Source organism: Paenibacillus glycinis (assembly GCF_009909185.1).
GTDB classification, from domain to species: Bacteria; Bacillota; Bacilli; order Paenibacillales; family Paenibacillaceae; genus Paenibacillus_Z; species Paenibacillus_Z glycinis.
Genome location: NZ_JAAAMV010000002.1, coordinates 363,812 through 381,540, shown reverse-complemented (window position 1 = coordinate 381,540; position 17,729 = coordinate 363,812). Strand labels below are relative to the sequence as shown.

Annotated in this window: 16 protein-coding genes; 15 read left to right on the top strand and 1 reads right to left on the bottom strand. The window is 61.9% G+C overall.

Features of this window, described 5'->3' with window-relative positions; all coding sequences use genetic code 11:
* Positions 1 to 21: 21 nt before the first annotated feature.
* The 11 genes from GT019_RS05755 to rocF (GT019_RS05705) all read left to right on the top strand — a co-directional run bounded on the left by GT019_RS05755 (position 22) and on the right by rocF (GT019_RS05705) (position 10,067).
* The gene (locus GT019_RS05755) at positions 22 to 822 is read left to right on the top strand and encodes an MBL fold metallo-hydrolase (protein ID WP_161741789.1); all 801 of its coding nucleotides are present in this window, start codon (positions 22 to 24) and stop codon (positions 820 to 822) included.
* Between the two features lie 64 nt (positions 823 to 886).
* On the top strand, positions 887 to 1,633 hold the full coding sequence (locus tag GT019_RS05750) for an ABC transporter ATP-binding protein (RefSeq protein ID WP_161741788.1): 747 nt from the start codon (positions 887 to 889) through the stop codon (positions 1,631 to 1,633).
* Positions 1,630 to 2,388 (top strand): ABC transporter permease, encoded by a 759-nt coding sequence (locus GT019_RS05745; protein WP_161741787.1) that lies wholly within the window; start codon positions 1,630 to 1,632, stop codon positions 2,386 to 2,388. The genes GT019_RS05750 and GT019_RS05745 overlap by 4 nt, the downstream gene beginning before the upstream one ends.
* A gap of 72 nt (positions 2,389 to 2,460) precedes the next feature.
* Positions 2,461 to 3,381 (top strand): aldo/keto reductase, encoded by a 921-nt coding sequence (locus tag GT019_RS05740; protein WP_161741786.1) that lies wholly within the window; start codon positions 2,461 to 2,463, stop codon positions 3,379 to 3,381.
* Between the two features lie 213 nt (positions 3,382 to 3,594).
* Positions 3,595 to 4,836 carry a D-alanyl-D-alanine carboxypeptidase family protein gene (locus GT019_RS05735; RefSeq protein ID WP_161741785.1) on the top strand — a complete coding sequence of 414 codons (1,242 nt, stop codon included), beginning with the start codon at positions 3,595 to 3,597 and terminating at the stop codon, positions 4,834 to 4,836.
* Between the two features lie 92 nt (positions 4,837 to 4,928).
* Entirely contained in the window at positions 4,929 to 5,216 is a 288-nt protein-coding gene (locus tag GT019_RS05730; RefSeq protein WP_161741784.1) for a HesB/YadR/YfhF family protein, read from the top strand.
* 29 nt (positions 5,217 to 5,245) lie between these two features.
* Positions 5,246 to 5,758 (top strand): DUF6886 family protein, encoded by a 513-nt coding sequence (locus GT019_RS05725; RefSeq protein ID WP_161741783.1) that lies wholly within the window; start codon positions 5,246 to 5,248, stop codon positions 5,756 to 5,758.
* A 90-nt stretch (positions 5,759 to 5,848) separates the two neighbouring features.
* Positions 5,849 to 6,724 carry a LysR family transcriptional regulator gene (locus GT019_RS05720; RefSeq protein ID WP_161741782.1) on the top strand — a complete coding sequence of 292 codons (876 nt, stop codon included), beginning with the start codon at positions 5,849 to 5,851 and terminating at the stop codon, positions 6,722 to 6,724.
* A gap of 183 nt (positions 6,725 to 6,907) precedes the next feature.
* Positions 6,908 to 7,819: an arginase gene (gene rocF / locus GT019_RS05715; RefSeq protein ID WP_161741781.1), complete on the top strand. Its 912-nt coding sequence runs from the start codon at positions 6,908 to 6,910 to the stop codon at positions 7,817 to 7,819.
* 46 nt (positions 7,820 to 7,865) lie between these two features.
* Positions 7,866 to 9,056, top strand: coding sequence for an ornithine--oxo-acid transaminase (locus GT019_RS05710; RefSeq protein WP_161741780.1), 1,191 nt, complete (start codon positions 7,866 to 7,868; stop codon positions 9,054 to 9,056).
* A 66-nt stretch (positions 9,057 to 9,122) separates the two neighbouring features.
* A complete protein-coding gene (gene rocF / locus GT019_RS05705; RefSeq protein ID WP_161741779.1) occupies positions 9,123 to 10,067 on the top strand; it encodes an arginase in 945 nt (314 codons plus the stop codon).
* Positions 10,068 to 10,154: 87 nt separating this feature from the next.
* Here rocF (GT019_RS05705) and GT019_RS05700 read toward each other — a convergent pair whose 3' ends face one another.
* A complete protein-coding gene (locus GT019_RS05700; protein WP_161741778.1) occupies positions 10,155 to 11,969 on the bottom strand; it encodes a sigma-54 interaction domain-containing protein in 1,815 nt (604 codons plus the stop codon).
* Between the two features lie 213 nt (positions 11,970 to 12,182).
* Here GT019_RS05700 and GT019_RS05695 point away from each other — a divergent pair, with 213 nt between their 5' ends.
* The 4 genes from GT019_RS05695 (at position 12,183) to GT019_RS05680 (ending at position 17,473) form a co-directional block, all read left to right on the top strand.
* On the top strand, positions 12,183 to 13,097 hold the full coding sequence (locus GT019_RS05695) for a proline dehydrogenase family protein (RefSeq protein ID WP_161741777.1): 915 nt from the start codon (positions 12,183 to 12,185) through the stop codon (positions 13,095 to 13,097).
* Positions 13,098 to 13,127: 30 nt separating this feature from the next.
* Positions 13,128 to 14,702, top strand: a complete 1,575-nt coding sequence (pruA, locus tag GT019_RS05690) for an L-glutamate gamma-semialdehyde dehydrogenase (protein WP_161741776.1) — start codon at positions 13,128 to 13,130, stop codon at positions 14,700 to 14,702.
* Positions 14,703 to 14,810: 108 nt separating this feature from the next.
* Positions 14,811 to 16,067, top strand: a complete 1,257-nt coding sequence (locus GT019_RS05685; protein ID WP_161741775.1) for a Glu/Leu/Phe/Val family dehydrogenase — start codon at positions 14,811 to 14,813, stop codon at positions 16,065 to 16,067.
* A gap of 2 nt (positions 16,068 to 16,069) precedes the next feature.
* Entirely contained in the window at positions 16,070 to 17,473 is a 1,404-nt protein-coding gene (locus GT019_RS05680; RefSeq protein WP_161741774.1) for an NAD-dependent malic enzyme, read from the top strand.
* The last annotated feature ends 256 nt before the right edge of the window (positions 17,474 to 17,729 follow it).

The window sequence follows — 17,729 nt, the reverse complement described above, 5'->3', positions numbered from 1 at the left end:
TTATGAAAGGGGGAATTATCCATGTCGTTTTTATCCGCGGCGATTCAATACATCGGACAAGTCGGCGTCATCGTGCGCCGGGGCGGCTTCAAGCTCGCTATCGATCCGTTTTTGACGGAAAACGCCGACCCGGCGCCGACCGAGTGGGTGAGGAGGTACCCGCCTCCGGTCGATCCGGGCAAGCTTCACGATTTGAATTTGGTGCTGATCACGCACGAGCACTCGGACCATTTGGACCCGGGGACGCTGCTGGCCATCGCCCAGGCTTCCCCTGCGTGCCGTTTCGCCGGGCCGAGCGCCTGCGCGGGCATCCTGAAGGAAATCGGCATCGCGGAGGACCGGATCGATGCGCTTCGCCATGGCGCGCCTTACGCGTGCGGGGGCGGATTGACGGTGCATCCGATGCCGGCCTGGCATGAAGAACGCGACGTGAACGCCGAAGGTTGGGACCGCTTTCTTGGCTACATGCTGGACTGGGACGGCATCACGATCTATCATGCCGGCGACACGCTGGTGCATGAATCGCTCATCGCCGCTTTGGGCGGTTATCGGATCGACATCGGCATGCTTCCCATCAACGGCCGGGACATCTTCCGCAACCGGCGCGGCATCGACGGCAACATGAACGCGCGGGAAGCCGCGGATCTGGCGGCCGACGTAGGGATGAGCACGGTCGTTCCGCTTCACTTCGACATGTATATGAACAACAGCGAGGGCATCACCGGCTTCGTCGGCGAGATGTTCGACCGCCATCCGGGACGGAAATATCATATTTTCCAGCCGGGCGAAGTGTGGATTTACGTCAAAACCGACGAAATTTGAACAAGGTATTGATGCCGCTCGCGCGCTCAGGAAATACTAAGCAAAGCAGGGAGGCGATGGCGAAATGAGCATTCTGGCCTTTACGGACTTGACCAAAACGGTTGCGGGCGGCAGAACGTTGTTCACGCGAATAACCGCGTCCGTCGAAGAACCGGAATCCGTTGCGCTGATCGCGCCTTCCGGACAGGGCAAGAGCACGCTGCTTCGCTTGCTGGCATTGCTGGATGCGCCGACCGCCGGCGAGTTGCGGCTGGAAGGCAAAGCCGCTTCCGGCTGGCAGCCGCAGTCCTGGCGCAGAAGAGCCGCTTACGTGGCCCAACAGTCCGTCATGCTGCCCGGAAGCGTGGCGCATAACTTAAGCACCTGCAGCCGGCTGCACGATACGCCGTTTGACCGGGAGCTTGCAGCACGGCTGATGGAGGCGGTAAGCTTGTCGTCCACGGACTGGGAGAAGAACGCGGACGAGCTGTCCGGCGGGGAGAAGCAGCGCGTCTCGCTCGTGCGTTCGCTGCTCGGGGAGCCGGCGGTACTGCTCTTGGACGAGATTACGGCTTCGCTGGACCAGCACTGCAAGCTCGCGGTAGAGAAACTGCTGACGGAAATGCAAGCTGCGGCGAAGGCGACGCTGATCTGGGTGTCGCATGATCTGGAGCAGGCGCGGCGCGTCAGTTCGAGAGTTTGGTTCTTGGCGGACGGCAGCCTCGCCGATTGCGGGACGGAGGATTTCTTTCGGCGGCCGCCTTCTCTGGCCGCCGAACGGTTCCTGAGCAGGCAAGGCAGGAACGAAGACGCGGGGGAGGGAGGGCCATGACGCCGACGGCGCTGGCGTTCACCTTGCTCTTCGTCGCCATCACCGTCCTGTTGTCCATGCGCCAGAGGCTTGGACTGGAGCGGGACCTTATCATCGGCACGATCCGCGCGGCCGTGCAGCTGCTCGCGATCGGGCTGGTGCTGCAATATATGTTTCGGACGCGGCACCCCGCGCTGCTCCTGCCCGTCGTGGCGGTCATGATCGCGGTCGCGTCTTGGCATGCCGCCCGGCGCGGCAAGGGGCTGCGCGGCATCGGCATCCGCATCGCGGTCGCCATAACTGCCACGGAAGCGCTCATCATGCTGCTCCTGCTTGGCCTCCGCATCATCGAGAACACGCCGCAGTACGTCATCTCGATCAGCGGCATGACGATCGGCAACGCGATGGTGGTCGCCGGCTTGTTCCTGAATCATATGAAGCGCGACGTCGAATCGTCCCGCGGCGAGATCGAGACGCTGCTCGCGCTCGGCGCAAGCGCCCGCCAGTCGATTCAGCTCAGCCTGAAGCGAGCGGTCAAGGCCAGCATGATCCCGACGATCGACGGCATGAAGACCGTCGGCATCGTCCAGCTTCCCGGCATGATGACGGGCATGATCATCGCGGGCGCCGATCCGCTTCAAGCGGTCCGCTACCAGATCCTGATCGTGTTCGCCTTCACCTCTTCGGCGGCCGTCACGAGCATATTGCTCAGCCTGCTCAGCTACAAATTATGGTTCACCAAAGAGATGCAGCTGCGCCGATTGGGTAAGGAATAGAGGCAAGGAATAGAGTCAAGTCATTGAGGCAAGGAATAGAAGGTTCGCCATTCGAGAGGAGAGAAAAGAACGATGAAATACCGCAAACTCGGACGCACGGGACTTGAGGTTTCCGTGATCGGCGTCGGCACATGGCAATTCGGAGGCGAGTGGGGGCAGCAGTTCACGCAGGCGGAAGCCGACGCGATACTGGACCGGGCGGCCGAGCTCGGCATCAACCTGATCGACACGGCGGAGTGCTACGGCGACCATTTGTCGGAATCGCTGATCGGCGACTATTTGGCCCGCCGCAAGCGCGAAGATTGGATCGTGGCGACGAAGTTCGGCCATCATTTCCACGAACGCTTTACCCGGACCGACGATTTCTCGCCCGGCGACGTCGTGAAGCAGCTGGACGCTTCGCTCAAGGCGCTGCGGACGGATTACGTCGACTTGTATCAGTTCCATTCCGGCCCGGATGCGGTCTTCGATAACGAAGAGCTGTGGTCGGTGCTCGGCGAACAGGTGAAGGCCGGCAAAATCAAGCATCTCGGCACGTCCATCGGCAGCAATGCCAACGTGCATCAAGTGGACGCGTCGACCCGAATCGGCTCCGACGTGATTCAAGTCGTCTATAACCGGCTGGATCAGGTGCCGGAGCAAGAAGTGTTCCCGTCCTGCATCCGGCAAGAGCTCGGCGTGCTGGCGCGCGTACCGCTCGCGAGCGGGTACCTGAGCGGCAAGTACAAGCCGGATGCCGTGTTCGACAAGACCGACGTCCGCCACCGCCATGACCGCGAAAGCACCGTGCAAAAGCTCGAGGAAGTGCAGCGCATCGCCGCGGAGGAAGTGCCGCAGGGCGTGGACATGGCGGCGTGGGCGCTGGCCTGGTGCTTGAAGCATCCGGCCGTGACGGCCGTGATCCCGGGCTGCAAAAGTCCGGAGCAGGTCAGCTCCAACGCCAGCGTGACGGCGCTGATCGAGGACGCGCATCCGCAGGACGTCCAACGGTAATCCGTATCGGTCTTGATCCAGAACCGCTCCTCGCCGGAGCGGTTTCTTCGCGTGTGCACGGGGAAGTCCGGAGCAGGCGGCTAGTAGGGAATTCATGCCGCGGCTCGTTGCGCGGTTTCCATAAAATATTCATTGCCGTCCTGGCGATTCTAGTGGTACGGTAGAAGAAAACCGTGCATTTACATAGAGACGCAGGAGGTCGGCTGGGATAACATGATCGTTCGTAAACGGAATCGCTTTCTCGCGCTGCTGCTCATCCTGGCGTCGTTCGGATATGCTTGTCCAGTCCATGCGGAAACTGCGGACGTGAGACCGCCCGAGCTGGCCTCGGAAGCAGCCGTGCTGATCGACGCCCAGACCGGAACGGTGCTGTACGCGCGCAATCCGGAGAAGCAGGAATATCCGGCCAGCATTACGAAGATCATCACGGGCATCGTCGCCATCGAGGACGAGAAGGACCATTTGCAGGATATGGTAACGACGTCGAAGGAAGCGCGGTACGAAGAAGGCACGCGCATCTACCTGTCGGAGGGCGAACGGCAGCCGCTGATTAACCTGCTGTACGGGATGCTGATGAATTCCGGCAACGACGCCGCGACCGCCATCGCGGAGCACATCGACGGGTCCAAGGCAAAATTCGCGGCGCGGATGAACCGGTTCGTGCAGGAGCAGGTCGGCGCCTCGCATACGCATTTCGTCAATCCGAGCGGCCTGCCGGATAAGGAGCAGTACACGACGGCGATGGACATGGCCGAGATTGCCCGGTACGCGATGCGCAACGATCTGTTCAGGACGATCGTCGGCACGAAGAAGATGCCGTGGAACGGGCAGGAATGGAAATCGACGCTGATCAACCATAACGAGATGCTGGGCAACTACGAAGGCACGACCGGCATCAAGAACGGCTATACGGGCGATTCCGGATTCACGCTCGTCACGTCGGCCAAGCGGAACGGCATGGAGATCATCGGCGTGCTGCTCAAGTCTCCGACGCAATCTCTGCTTTATAAGGATATGACGAAGCTGTTGGACTACGGTTTTCGGCATTTCGACCTGCAGCGGGTGTCGGTCGCGAACCAAGCCTATCCGCTCGCAAGCGCGGGAGCGACGGATTTCGTCGCCGGGGAACCGCTCTATGCCGTCGTGCCGAAGGGCGAGACGCCCGTCATCTCCGTCACGGCCGAGGGCGAACTCCAGGTGCAGACCTCGCTCGGAACGGAATCGGCGGGTCGGCTGCAGCCGGTCATGCCGAGCCTTGGGGCCGTTGCGCTCCAATACCCGGAGATCGCGGCCGCGGTGCAGACGGCGCCCGATCGCGCGAGCGACTCCGCCGAGCCTTCCGGGAGCAAAAAACTAGGCATTTTCATCGTATGGATCGGCTTGATCGCCTATCTGTGCCTGTTTGCTTTCATCCGCGCCAAGCGGCAACGGCCTGAACGGGAACGCGGTTTCTGACGGCGCGGAAATAGTTTGAACAAAGAGGTAATTACGGCGTATGCGGCGTATATATATCATGTAACCGTATCCAAAACGAGGAGATGGTAGCGATGAGAATATCGGTGGAGCAATCGGCCGCGCGTTGGTATATCCGGGAGATGGACTTGTCGGACGGCGATCATTTGCGGATCTTCGTCCGGCTCGGCGGCAGCGGCAGCCTTCAGCCCGGCTACTCGCTCGGCGTGATGAAGGACGTTCCCCGCAATCCGGGCGTCAAGGATATCGTGGAAGGCATCACGTTCTACATGGAAGCCGATAACTTGTGGTTCCTGGAGGACAAGGAGCTGTTCATCCGGTTTCTGGAGCACGAAGACGACATCACGATGGACGTCGAATAGACGACACCCCGCGAAACGGAGAGAATCGAGTGAAGCTGTACCATTTTAGCGAGGATCCGACGATCCGTTTGTTCACGCCGAGACAGCTGCCTTACCGCTTGAACGAGCCCGCCATGGTGTGGGCCATCGATGGGACGCATGCCTATAACTACTACTTCCCGAGGGACTGCCCTCGGGTTTGCTTTTGGCTGGACGCGCAGACGACCGATGCGGACCGCGAGCGCTTCTTCGGGTTGTCCCGGACGAGCCATGTCGTCGCCGTCGAGAACGGCTGGCTGGAGCGCATCCGGTCCGCGCGATTGTACCGTTACGAATTCGAATCCGGTCCCTTCGTGTCGTACGACGGAAACGCAGGGTACTACATAACCGAGGAAGCGGTCGAGCCGGCGGCCGTCGAACGCATGGACGATTGCCTGGGCCTTCTGGCTGCCGCGGGCATCGAGGTGCGCTTCACGCCGTCGCTTCGGCCGCTTCGCGACGCGATCCCGCGTTCCACCGTCAACTTCTCGATGATCCGCATGTCGAACGCGGCAGCGGAATAAGGATCTAGGGACGGCATCGGCTCCGCTTGTTCCGGGAGGCGGTTCCCGACTATAATGGTTCCATGAAGCCGGCAAGGACGTGAAGCAGGAATGGATTTCAAGAAGTACAAGACGTTTCAGGTCGTCGCGGACACGCTGAACCTGACGCGCGCCGCCGATCTGCTCGGCTATTCGCAGCCCACGATCAGCCTCCAGGTCCAGTCCCTGGAGAACGAGCTCGGCGTCTCGCTGCTCGGCCGCAGCGGGAAGAAGACGTTCCTGACGCCGGCGGGGAAGCTGGTCAAGCATTATGTGGACCAGACGTTCGCGCTGATGGAGGAGATGGAGACCGAGCTTCGCAAGCTGGAGCATCCTCACGGCCTGCTGACCGTGGCCGCGCCCGAATTTTACTGCACGCAATATTTGTCGCTCATCCTGCATTCGTATATTTCGGAAAATCCGAACGTAAAGCTGCAGCTGTTCTCCTGCGACAGCAACGACGCGATGAAGAAGGTCGCTTCGAACGAAGCGGATCTAGCCATTATCGCGGGTCCCTGCGATTCGCCGCTAATGGAGACGATGCCGCTCGGCAAGGAGGATCTGGTCCTCGTCGCGACGAGCGAGCTGCTCGCCCGGCACGAGCTGTCGGAGCTGCTGGAGCGCTACCCGTTCATTACGTACAAATCCGGCTCCAACATTCAGCGGCTCGTCAACGAATGCCTGCAAGAATACGGCTTCACCCCGGATAAATACATCGCGTGCGTCTCGGACGAGACGATCAAGCGGACGGTCATGTACAATACCGGAATCGCGCTGCTCGGCGCGGGTTTGGTCGAAGAAGAATTGCGCAAGGGGACGTTGGCGGAAATTCACCGATTCCCCGGCAAAATCGAAACGAATATGGTTATGCTAAAGAAACGGCTCGCGGAACAAAACATTCGCTCCTTCGCGGAGATCGTCCAGCGGGTCTGGAAGGAATGGGATTGACCTTGCGCCAGCATACCGCTATCGGCCTCGGGCAGCTTCGGCAGCCCGGGGTTTCTTGTCCGTTCGGGCAGATGACGGGATCATTGCGATTCTTAATCGTAACCATTGGATAATTCAATTTTTTGATCAAAAACCGCTATGCTACAATTAAAATAACCCAACGTTTGAGAAGGAGTGCAGCTTATGGATGCGGTGAAGAACACGAACATCTCGATAATCGGCGTGCCGCTGCCTTACGGGGCCGACCGCAAAGGCGTCGATCTCGGTCCGAACGCGATTCGCGGCGCGAACCTTCATGAACGGCTGAGTTCGCTCGGCTATGCGATCGAGGATTTGGGCGACCTGCGGGTCCACAGGACGCTGCCGCCCCCGCCTACGGGGGAGAAGCTGAAATATTTGGACGAAATCGTACGGGTCAATACGGAATTGTGCAGCACCGTCGCGGCCGAGATGGGGAAAGGCAGATTCCCGCTCGTGCTGGGCGGAGACCATAGCATCGCGATCGGCACGATCAAAGGCGTGTTGCAGCATGTCCGGCGTCTCGGCGTCATCTGGTTCGATGCGCATACGGACGTGAATACGGACCAAACGACGGCTTCGGGCAACATCCACGGCATGTCGCTGGCGGCCGTACTCGGCTACGGCCATGCCGATCTGACGTCCGTCGGCGGGGCGGACGCGAAGCTGCTGCCCGAGAATGTCGTCATCATCGGCGCGCGCTCCATCGATCCCGGCGAACGCGCTTTCTTGAAAGCGAAAGGGATCAAAGTGTTCACGATGCACGATATCGACCGCCACGGCATGAAACAGGTGATGGAAGAGGCGATGGATATCGTGTCCAAGGACACCGACGGCGTCCACCTGAGCCTGGACCTCGACGGCATGGACCCGTGGGACGCGCCGGGCGTCGGCACGCCGGTCTCGGGCGGGATGTCGTACCGGGAGAGCCATTTTGCCATGGAGCTGCTGTTCGAGCGCAATCTGCTCGTGTCCGCCGAATTCGTGGAAGTCAATCCGATGCTGGATCAGCATAACAAGACGGCCGTGGCGGCCGTGGAATTGATCGGTTCCGCGTTCGGCGAGCGCATCTTGTGAGCGTCAGTGCGGCTTCATGCCGCCAATCGAAAGGGGGAGAGCGGACATGACGAACACGACGAACCGCATCATCGAACAAACGCAGCGGTACGGGGCGAACAATTACCATCCGCTGCCGATCGTCATCGCGAGGGCGGAGGGCGTCTGGGTGGAGGATCCCGAGGGCAATCGCTTCATGGATATGCTGAGCGCGTATTCGGCGCTGAATCACGGCCATCGGCATCCCCGCATTATCGCCGCGCTCAAGGAGCAGGCGGATAAAGTGACGCTGACCTCGCGCGCGTTCCATAACGATCAGCTCGGCGTATTTTACGAGAAGCTGACGAAGCTCACGGGCAAAAGCATGATCCTGCCGATGAACACCGGCGCGGAAGCGGTGGAAACGGCGCTCAAAGCCGCGCGGCGGTGGGCGTACCGGGTGAAGCGGGTGCCGGCGGATCAGGCGGAAATCATCGTCTGCGGCGGCAATTTCCACGGCAGGACGACGACGATCACGTCCTTCTCGTCCTCCGACGAATACAAGGCGGACTTCGGGCCGTTCACGCCGGGCTTCCGCGTCATTCCGTACGGCGACATCGACGCGCTGAAGGCGGCGATCACGCCGAACACGGCCGCTTTCCTGGTGGAGCCGATCCAAGGCGAGGCCGGGATCGTCATACCGCCGGACGGATTCCTCCGGGCGGCGAGAGCGTTGTGCGACGAGCAGCGGGTGCTGCTCGTCGCGGACGAGATCCAGACGGGCTTCGGCCGGACCGGCAAGCTGTTCGCGAGCGACTGGGAGCAGGTCGTGCCGGATATGTATATCATGGGCAAGGCGCTGGGCGGCGGGGTGTTTCCGATCTCCGCGGTGGCAGCGGACGAAGCGATCCTGGGCGTCTTCGAGCCCGGCTCGCACGGGTCGACCTTCGGGGGCAACCCGCTCGGCTGCGCGGTCGCGATCGCGGCGCTGGACGTGCTCGAGGACGAAGGGCTGGTTAGCCGTTCGGAGGAGTTGGGTACGTATTTCATATCGCTGCTGCGCGGGATCGAAAGCCCGGTCATCAAGGAAATCCGCGGACGGGGCTTGTTCATCGGCCTGGAGCTGCACGGCGAGGCGCGTCCGTACTGCGAGCAGCTGAAGGAGCTCGGCCTGCTGTGCAAGGAAACGCACGAGACGACGATCCGCTTCGCGCCGCCATTGACGATCGCGCGCGAAGAGCTCGACTGGGCCTTCGCCAGGATTCAAGGGATATTTTAACCCGCTGCAGCATGCAATCCGCAAGGCACGCCAAATCATGAACGGTGGAAGGTGGGACGGCAGCCCATGGCAGACGTCAAGCAAACAACGGACGGCAAGACTAAATTAAGCCTTATTCATGTCCCCTTCGGACTGGGCGCCGGGAGACCCGGCAACGAAGCGGGTCCGGAATCGATGATGCAGGCCGGCCTGCTCCGGCAGCTGCGCAAGACCGCGTACGAGCTGGCGACGGAGACGAAAATCAAAGGCGACTTCAGGCCGGCGCCCGGCTCGCCCGACTCGGCCGGCGAAGGCAACCTCAAGCATCTGCCCGAGGTCGTCGAGATGGGCAGGCAGGTCGCGAACCACGTCTCGCAGGCCGCGAACCGCGGCGAGCTTCCGCTCGTCCTCGGCGGCGACCGCAGCGTCACGATCGGGGTGCTTGCCGGGCTTGCCGCCGCCGGGAAACGGACGGGCGTCATCTACTTCGACGCGCATGCCGGCCTGCATGCGGAAGCGGGGAGTCCGACCGGGGGCATCGGCGGCATGGCGCTTGCAGTCGCGCTCGGGTACGCGAAGCTCGGGCTGTCCGACATCGCCGACAACGCGGACGGGACCGCGGTGGACAAACGCAACGTCGTGCTCATCGGCGTTCGCGACGTGGAGCCGGAGGAGCGCGAGCTGATCTTGGCCGAAGGGATCACCGTGTTCACGATGCATGAAATCGACCGGCTCGGCGTCGAGCAGGTGATCCGGCGGGCCGTCGAGATCGCGGGCGACGGGACGGAAGGCATCCATGTCAGCTTCTCCGCGGATTGCCTGGACCCGATGGAAGCGCCGGGCGTCGGCATGCAGGTGCCGGGCGGCTTGACCTACCGGGAAGCGCACTTTGCCTGCGAGCTGCTCGCCGAGACGGGGCGCGTCCGGTCCATCGACATGGTGGAGGTCAACGCCATGCTGGACGAGAGCCGAAGAACCGCGCGGCTGGCGATCGGACTGATCGCCTCGCTGCTCGGCAAACGAATCCTCTAAACGACAACAGCCGTTACGCGCCGCGACCTCGCCGGTCGCGCGTAACGGCTGTTGTTTTATATTTCTCTCGTCGTCGGAGTAGCCCGGCTATTCGAGCCCAAGCTCCTTCATCTTGTTGTACAGCGTGCCCCGGGAGACGCCAAGCAGCTTGGCGGCGGCGCTTTTGTTGCCGGCCGTCTTGGCGAGCGCCTCCTGGATGAGGCGCTGCTCCTCCGATTGGCTGGCGCTTGCCTTGAGCGGCTTCGCGGCTTCGGCTTCGGCGGAGGCGGCTGCCGTCGCTTCGCCCCGTTCCCGGTGGTGGCCGGGCGCCGGTTCCAGGCTCGGCTGCAGCGCCTGCAGCGATTGCGGCAGCTGCTCCATCGTGATCAGATCGTCTTCGCACAGGATGACGCAGCGCTCCACGACGTTGCGGAGCTCGAGGATATTGCCCGGCCAATCGTAGCCCGCGAAGGCCAGCATTACCTCCGGCGACAGCGAAGGCAGCGGCTTCTGGTACTGCAGCGAGAACTGCTTCAGGTACATTTGCAGCATCGCGGGAATGTCCTCGCGCCGCTCGCGCAGCGGCGGCAGCGCGATGGACACGACGTTCAGCGCGTAGTACAGATCCGCGCGGAAGTCGCCCTCGCGCACCTTCGCCGCCAGGTCCGCGGTCGAGGCGGCGATGATGCGCGTCTTCACGGCGATCGGCTTGCTGCCGCCGATCCGCTGGAACGTCTGCTGCGACAAGTACCGGTAAAGCTTCGCTTGGAGATCGATCGGCAGGCGGTCGATCTCGTTCATGAACAGCGTGCCGTCCTTGGCCGCCTCCAGCATGCCCGGCTGACCGCCCTCGCTGCCGGTGAACGCGCCCCCTTGGTAGCCGAAAAGCTCCGTGTCCAGCAGGCCGGCCGGAACGGTGCCGCAGTTCACGTTGAGGAATAGCTTGCCTGCGCGCGGGCTGGACTCGTGAATGATTTGCGCCAGCTGTTCCTTGCCCGATCCGCCTTCGCCGACGAGCAGCACCGGCGTGTCCGCGGAAGCGACCTTCTTCGCCCACTGCATGACCCGGCCGAGCGCGGAGCCTTTGCCTTTCGCGAAGGAGAAGAGCCCGCTGTCGGCGGCCTTGTGCTGGTGGGAATACGTATGCGCGGAGGTCAACTGCTCGTTCAGCTTCACGAGCTGCGTGATGTCTTGCTCCGCGGCGATGCCGCCGATGATGTCCCCCCGCGGATCGCGGACGGGCGAGGCGTTGATCAGCACGTGCGTGCCTTCCCGCGGCCGGTGGTACGCATTGCGGATGACCCGGCCTTCGTCCAATATTTTGAGCACCATCAACGTCTCCGTCTCGAAATGCTCCCCGATCCGCCTGCCCAAAATATCCGCGCCCGGCAGATCGTAGATGTCCTCCGCCACCGGATTCCAGCAGATGACCTCGCCCTTGCGGTCGACGACCGTGACCGCGTCCGTGACCGTGTCCGCCAGCGTTTGGAAATACGATTGCCACCGCTCCTGCTCGGACAAAGCGAAAGCGAGCGCCTCGCCGGCATGCACGTAGCCCAGCAGCGCTCCGCTGGCATCGCGGAGCAGCAGCGTCCGGGGCATCGGGATCGCTTCCCGGTCCGGGTCCACGGACAGGATGGCTTCGACCGCCGATTGCCCCGGCGTTAATGCAATAACGACGGCGGCATAAGGCGAATCCGCCAGCGAGTCCGCCGCCGGTTCCGACAGCCGCCCGGCGAACGCCGCCAGCAGGAATGCGCGATCTTCCGGCAGCACCAGAACGGCGCGATTCAAGCCGAGGGCATCCGACCGAACGGCAACGGCCCGGCCGCTTTCCAAGATCGGCAGCAGCCGCGCGATATCAGGATCGTCCGTCAACTCCGTCACGGGAGTGTTCAATGAGAGTTGTTCACGCTTGAACATAATCGCTCGTCTCCGCATCTATGTAAGGTATGAGAGTAATCTACCACGAAAGGCATCCGCTTTCAATTCGTTGTCCAATTGCCTTGCTGCATAATTGTTCAATCCGATGGATATTCATAATTTTAAACAAATATATGTTCAAAAATATCGTTTACATGTATAATCGAATTATCGCATTGAACAATTATGTACAAACACCTGGAGGAATGCAGCATGGATCTGCTTCTGAAGAACATGTTCCAAGCGCTCGGCAAGAGCCGATCGGCAAACCGCCTGGCGAAGAAATACGGTTTGCGCTTCGGAGCCGCCCGATTCGTCGCCGGCGAATCGATCCAACAGTCGATCGACGCCGTGCGCAGGCTGAACGAAGACGGGCGGATGGCGACGCTCGATCATCTCGGCGAATTCGTCTTCAGCGCCGAAGAAGCCGAGCAATCCACGGAGATGTGCCTGCTGACGCTCGACGCCATCGCCGACGCGGAAGTGAAGTCCAACCTTTCGCTCAAGATGACGTCGCTCGGCCTTGATATCGACAGGGAGCTGTGCGTCGCCAACATGAAGCGCATCCTGAACCGCGCGCGCTTGTACGGCAATTTCGTCCGCATCGACATGGAGGATTTCGCCCATTGCCAGATCTCGCTCGACATCTACCGCGAGCTCCGCGAGGAGTTCGGCAACGTGGGCATCGTCATCCAGGCGTATCTGTTCCGCACGGAGCAGGACGTGAAGGACTTGGGCGAGCTTCAGGCAAATCTGCGGCTGGTCAAGGGCGCCTACAAGGAATCGCCCAGCGTCGCGTTTCCCGCGAAGCACGACGTCGACGAGAACTTGAAGCGCATCATCAAGCTTCACCTGCTGAACGGCAACTACGCCGCCGTCGCGAGCCATGACGAGGCCATCGTGAACTATACGAAGGCGTTGGTCAAGGAGCACGGCATCGACAGGGAAGCGTTCGAGTTTCAGATGCTGTACGGCATCTGCGAGGATCTTCAGAAGCGGCTCGTTCGGGAAGGCTACCGCGTCCGCGTCTACGTGCCCTACGGCATCGACTGGTTCGGTTACTTCATGCGCCGGCTGGCGGAACGTCCCGCCAACGTCTGGTTCGTGCTCAAAAACATGTTTAAATAAAAAGTTCCCATCCGGGAGAGGAGAATGGCTATGACAACAACGCCTAACACAGCGGTCAAACCTTACGCGAACGAACCGTTTACGGATTTCGGCAAGCAGGAGAACATCGACGCGATGCAAGCCGCGATCGCTAAGGTCAAGTCCGAATTCGGACGCAGCTACCCGCTTAGGGTCGGCGGCAGGAAGATCGAGACGGAAGCGAAGATCACGTCCATCAACCCGGGCAACGTCGACGAGGTCATCGGCTTCGTGAGCAAAGCGTCCCAGGAGATCGCGGAGGAAGCGATGCAGGCCGCGCTGCTTGCGTTCGAGACGTGGAAGAAAGTGCCTGCGCGCGAACGCGCCGAATACCTGTTCAAGGCGGCGAGCCTGATGCGCGAGCGCAAGCACGAGTTCTCGGCGCTCATGCTGCTGGAATCCGGCAAAAACTACGTCGAGGCCGACGTGGACACGGCGGAGGCGATCGACTTCCTTGAATTTTACGCCCGCGAGATGATCCGGCTGAGCACCGTCAACGAATCCCAGCCGCTGGCCAAGATTCCGGGCGAGGACAATCATTTGTCGTACATTCCGCTCGGCGTGGGCGTCATTATCCCGCCGTGGAATTTCCCGCTCGCGATCTGCGTCGGCATGACGGCCGCCGCGGTCGTCTCGGGCAATGCCGTGCTGCTGAAGCCGGCTTCCACGACGCCGGTCATCGCCCATAAATTCGTCGCCCTGATGGAAGAGGTAGGTCTGCCGGCCGGTGTCATCAACTATATCCCGGGCAGCGGCGCCGAGGTCGGCGACTACCTGACCACGCATCCGAAGACGCGCTTCATCAGCTTCACGGGCTCCAAGGAAGTCGGACTGCACATCAATAAGCTGGCGGCCGATACGGTGCCGGGCCAAATCTGGATCAAGCGCGTGATCGCCGAGATGGGCGGCAAGGACGGCATCGTCGTCGACGAGACGGCCGATCTGGACGCGGCGGCGTCCGCGATCGTGGCTTCGGCCTTCGGCTTCCAAGGGCAGAAATGTTCGGCCGGCTCCCGCGCCATCATCGTGGAATCCGTCTACGACGAGGTTGCCGAGCGCGTGGTGAAGCTGACGGAGCAGCTGCGGATCGGCCTGCCGGAGCATAACTTCGCGTCCGGTCCGGTCATCGACAACGTCTCGTACGCGCGCATTCTCGACTACATCGAGATCGGCAAAGCCGAAGGCACGCTGCTGACGGGCGGCTCCAAGGCCGAAGGCAACGGCTATTACATTCAGCCGACCGTCTTCGGAGACGTGGGCGGCAAGGCGCGCATCATGCAGGAAGAGATCTTCGGTCCGGTGCTGGCGCTGGCGAAGGCGAAGGATTGGCAGGACGCGATCGCGATGTACAACGACACGGAATTCGGTCTGACGGGCTCGTATTTCTCCTCCGACGAGGACCGGATCGCCGAGGCGCTGGACACCGTTCACTGCGGCAACCTGTACATCAACCGCAAGTGCACCGGCGCGCTGGTCGGCGTGCATCCGTTCGGCGGCTTCAATATGTCCGGCACGGATTCCAAAGCCGGCGGCCACGATTACCTGCTGCTCTTCACGCAGGCGAAGCTCATGTCCCGCAAAGCGTAAGCGAACGCCGCGGCCCTCTCCGATCATGGCAGGGAGGGCCGTTTTTCATTGCCGCATTGGAAGCGCTGCCGCAGGCAAAACGGACAACCACAAGGGGGATATCGGGCCATGCTGGTCGAAGAAAAAGAAAACACGGACGTGCTCGCCAGAACGCAGCAGGTAATCCAAACCGCATTGTCGAAGCTAGGGTACGACGAGGCGTACAACGAGCTGCTCAAGGAGCCGCTGCGGCTGCTGACCGTGCGCATCCCGGTCAAGATGGACGACGGCAAGGTGAAGGTGTTCACCGGCTACCGCGCGCAGCATAACGACGCCGTCGGGCCGACGAAGGGCGGCGTGCGCTTCCATCCGGACGTGACCGCGGACGAGGTGAAGGCGCTGTCGATGTGGATGAGCATCAAATGCGGCGTCACGAACCTCCCGTACGGCGGCGGCAAAGGCGGCATCGCGTGCGATCCGCGCACGATGTCGTTCGGGGAGCTCGAGCGGCTGAGCCGCGGCTACGTGCGGGCGATCAGCCAGCTCGTCGGTCCGACCAAGGACATTCCCGCCCCCGACGTGTTTACGAATTCTCAGATCATGGCCTGGATGATGGACGAGTATTCGCGCATTCGCGAATTCGACTCGCCGGGCTTCATCACGGGCAAGCCGATCGTGCTCGGCGGCTCTATCGGCCGTGAATCGTCGACCGCCCTCGGCGTCACCATCGTGCTCAAGGAAGCCGCCGCCGTGCTGGGCCTTCCGCTGGAGAAGGCACGCATTATTATTCAGGGATTCGGCAATGCTGGAAGCTATCTGGCAAAATTCCTGCATGACGCGGGCGCGTCGATCGTCGGCGTCTCGGACGCGGTCGGGGCGCTGTACGACCCGAACGGACTCGATATCGATTCGCTGCTCGACCGCCGCGATTCCTTCGGCACGGTCACCAACTTGTTCCCGAACCGGATCACCAACCGGGAATTATTGGTTCAGGAGTGCGATATCCTGATTCCGGCCGCCATCGAGAACCAAATCACCGCGGAGAACGCCCATCTGATCCAAGCCAAGCTGCTCGTCGAAGCGGCGAACGGACCGACGACCCACGGGGCGACGGAGATCCTGACCCGGCGCGGCGTCATGATCGTGCCCGACGTGCTGGCGAGCGCGGGCGGCGTGGTTGTGTCTTATTTCGAATGGGTACAAAATAACCAAGGCTATTATTGGACCGAAGACGAGGTCAACGAGCGATTGAACAAAATCCTCGTCGACGCGTTCCGGAACGTGTACGACACGTCGCGGACGAAGCAGGCCGACATGCGGTTATCGGCTTACATGGTTGGAATCAAACGGATGGCCGAAGCCGTCCGCTGGAGAGGCTGGGTGTAATAATGGCGCAAACGAGCATGATTTTCCGGCTGGAGCTGGATCATAAGAAGGTGAGCTTCGGCGACGTCGCGGCGACGATCAGCCGGGCCGGGGGCGACGTGACCTCCATCGACGTCATTCGCCCCGGGCACGACGCTTCGACGAGGGACATTACCGTATCGCTGCAGGACAACAACGAGACGGCCGTCGTCGAGGCGCTGCGCCGCTTGGACGGCATCAAGGTCGTCAACGTCTCCGATCCGACGTTTCTCGTCCACCTCGGAGGTAAAATCACGGTGCAGCCGACGATGCCGATCAAGAACCGCGACGATCTGTCCAAGGTGTACACGCCCGGCGTCGCCAAAGTGTGCACGGCCATTGCCGAAGACGTCAGCAAGGCGTACTCGCTGACCATCAAGCGCAACACGGTCGCCGTCGTTACGGACGGCACGGCCGTGCTGGGGCTCGGCGACATCGGTCCGCATGCCGCGGCGCCGGTCATGGAGGGCAAGGCGATGCTGTTCAAGCAGCTCGCCGGCGTCGATGCGTTCCCGATCTGCCTGGATACGAAGGATACCGAGGAGATCATCCGGACGATCAAGGCGATCAGCCCGATCTTCGGCGGCATCAACCTCGAGGATATCGGTTCGCCGCGCTGCTTCGAGATCGAGAACCGCTTGGCGGCGGAGCTCGACATTCCGATCTTCCACGACGATCAGCACGGCACGGCGGTCGTGACGATCGCCGGCTTGATCAACGCGCTCAAGTTCGTCGGCAAACGGATGGAGAATATCCGGGTCGTCGTGAACGGCATCGGCGCGGCCGGCGTCTCGATCTGCAAGATGCTGCTCGGCGCGGGCGTGCGGCATCTGGTGCCGATCGACCGGGACGGCGCGATCGTGCGCGGAGGAACGTATCCGCATCCGATGTGGCAGTGGCTGGCGGATCAGCCGCAGGTCGAGGCAAGCGCCGGGACGCTCAAGGAGCTCATCGCGGACGCGGACGTCTTCATCGGCGTGTCGCGCGCGCGGCTGCTGAACGCGGACGACGTGAAGCGGATGAAGCCGGGCGCGATCGTCTTCGCGATGGCCAATCCCGAGCCGGAGATCTCGCCGGAAGAAGCGCTGCCGCACGTGGCGGTCTTCGCGACCGGCCGCAGCGACTATCCGAACCAGATCAACAACGTGCTGGTGTTCCCCGGCTTGTTCCGAGGCGCGCTTGACTGCCGCGCGCGGCATATCAACGAGCCGATGAAGCTCGCGGCCGCCCGGGCGATCGCCTCCGTCGTGACCGCGGACGAGCTCAACGAGTCCTACATCATTCCGAGCATCTTCAACGAGAAGGTCGTCGCCTCCGTACGGAAAGCCGTCATCGAGGCCGCGATCCTGACCAATAGCGCGCGCAGGACGCCGAAGGATTTCAGGTAATTCGGCAGGCGCCCGGGCGCGACGCGTGAAAGGCGGCCGACGCTCTTAAGGGAGACTTCTTCGTTCTCTCGCGGGGAGCCCGGTTATCACGAGAGGTCGTCAGCTCTCCTACGGGAGACTCGGAACGGACCAGAGCCGTCAGTTCGCCTACGGCGGACCCGGTAAGCACAAGAGGTCGTCAGCTCTCCCGCGTAAGACTCGGCACGCACGCAAGGCCGCCAGTTCTCCATTGGAGATGCTGGCGGCCTTTTGGCGT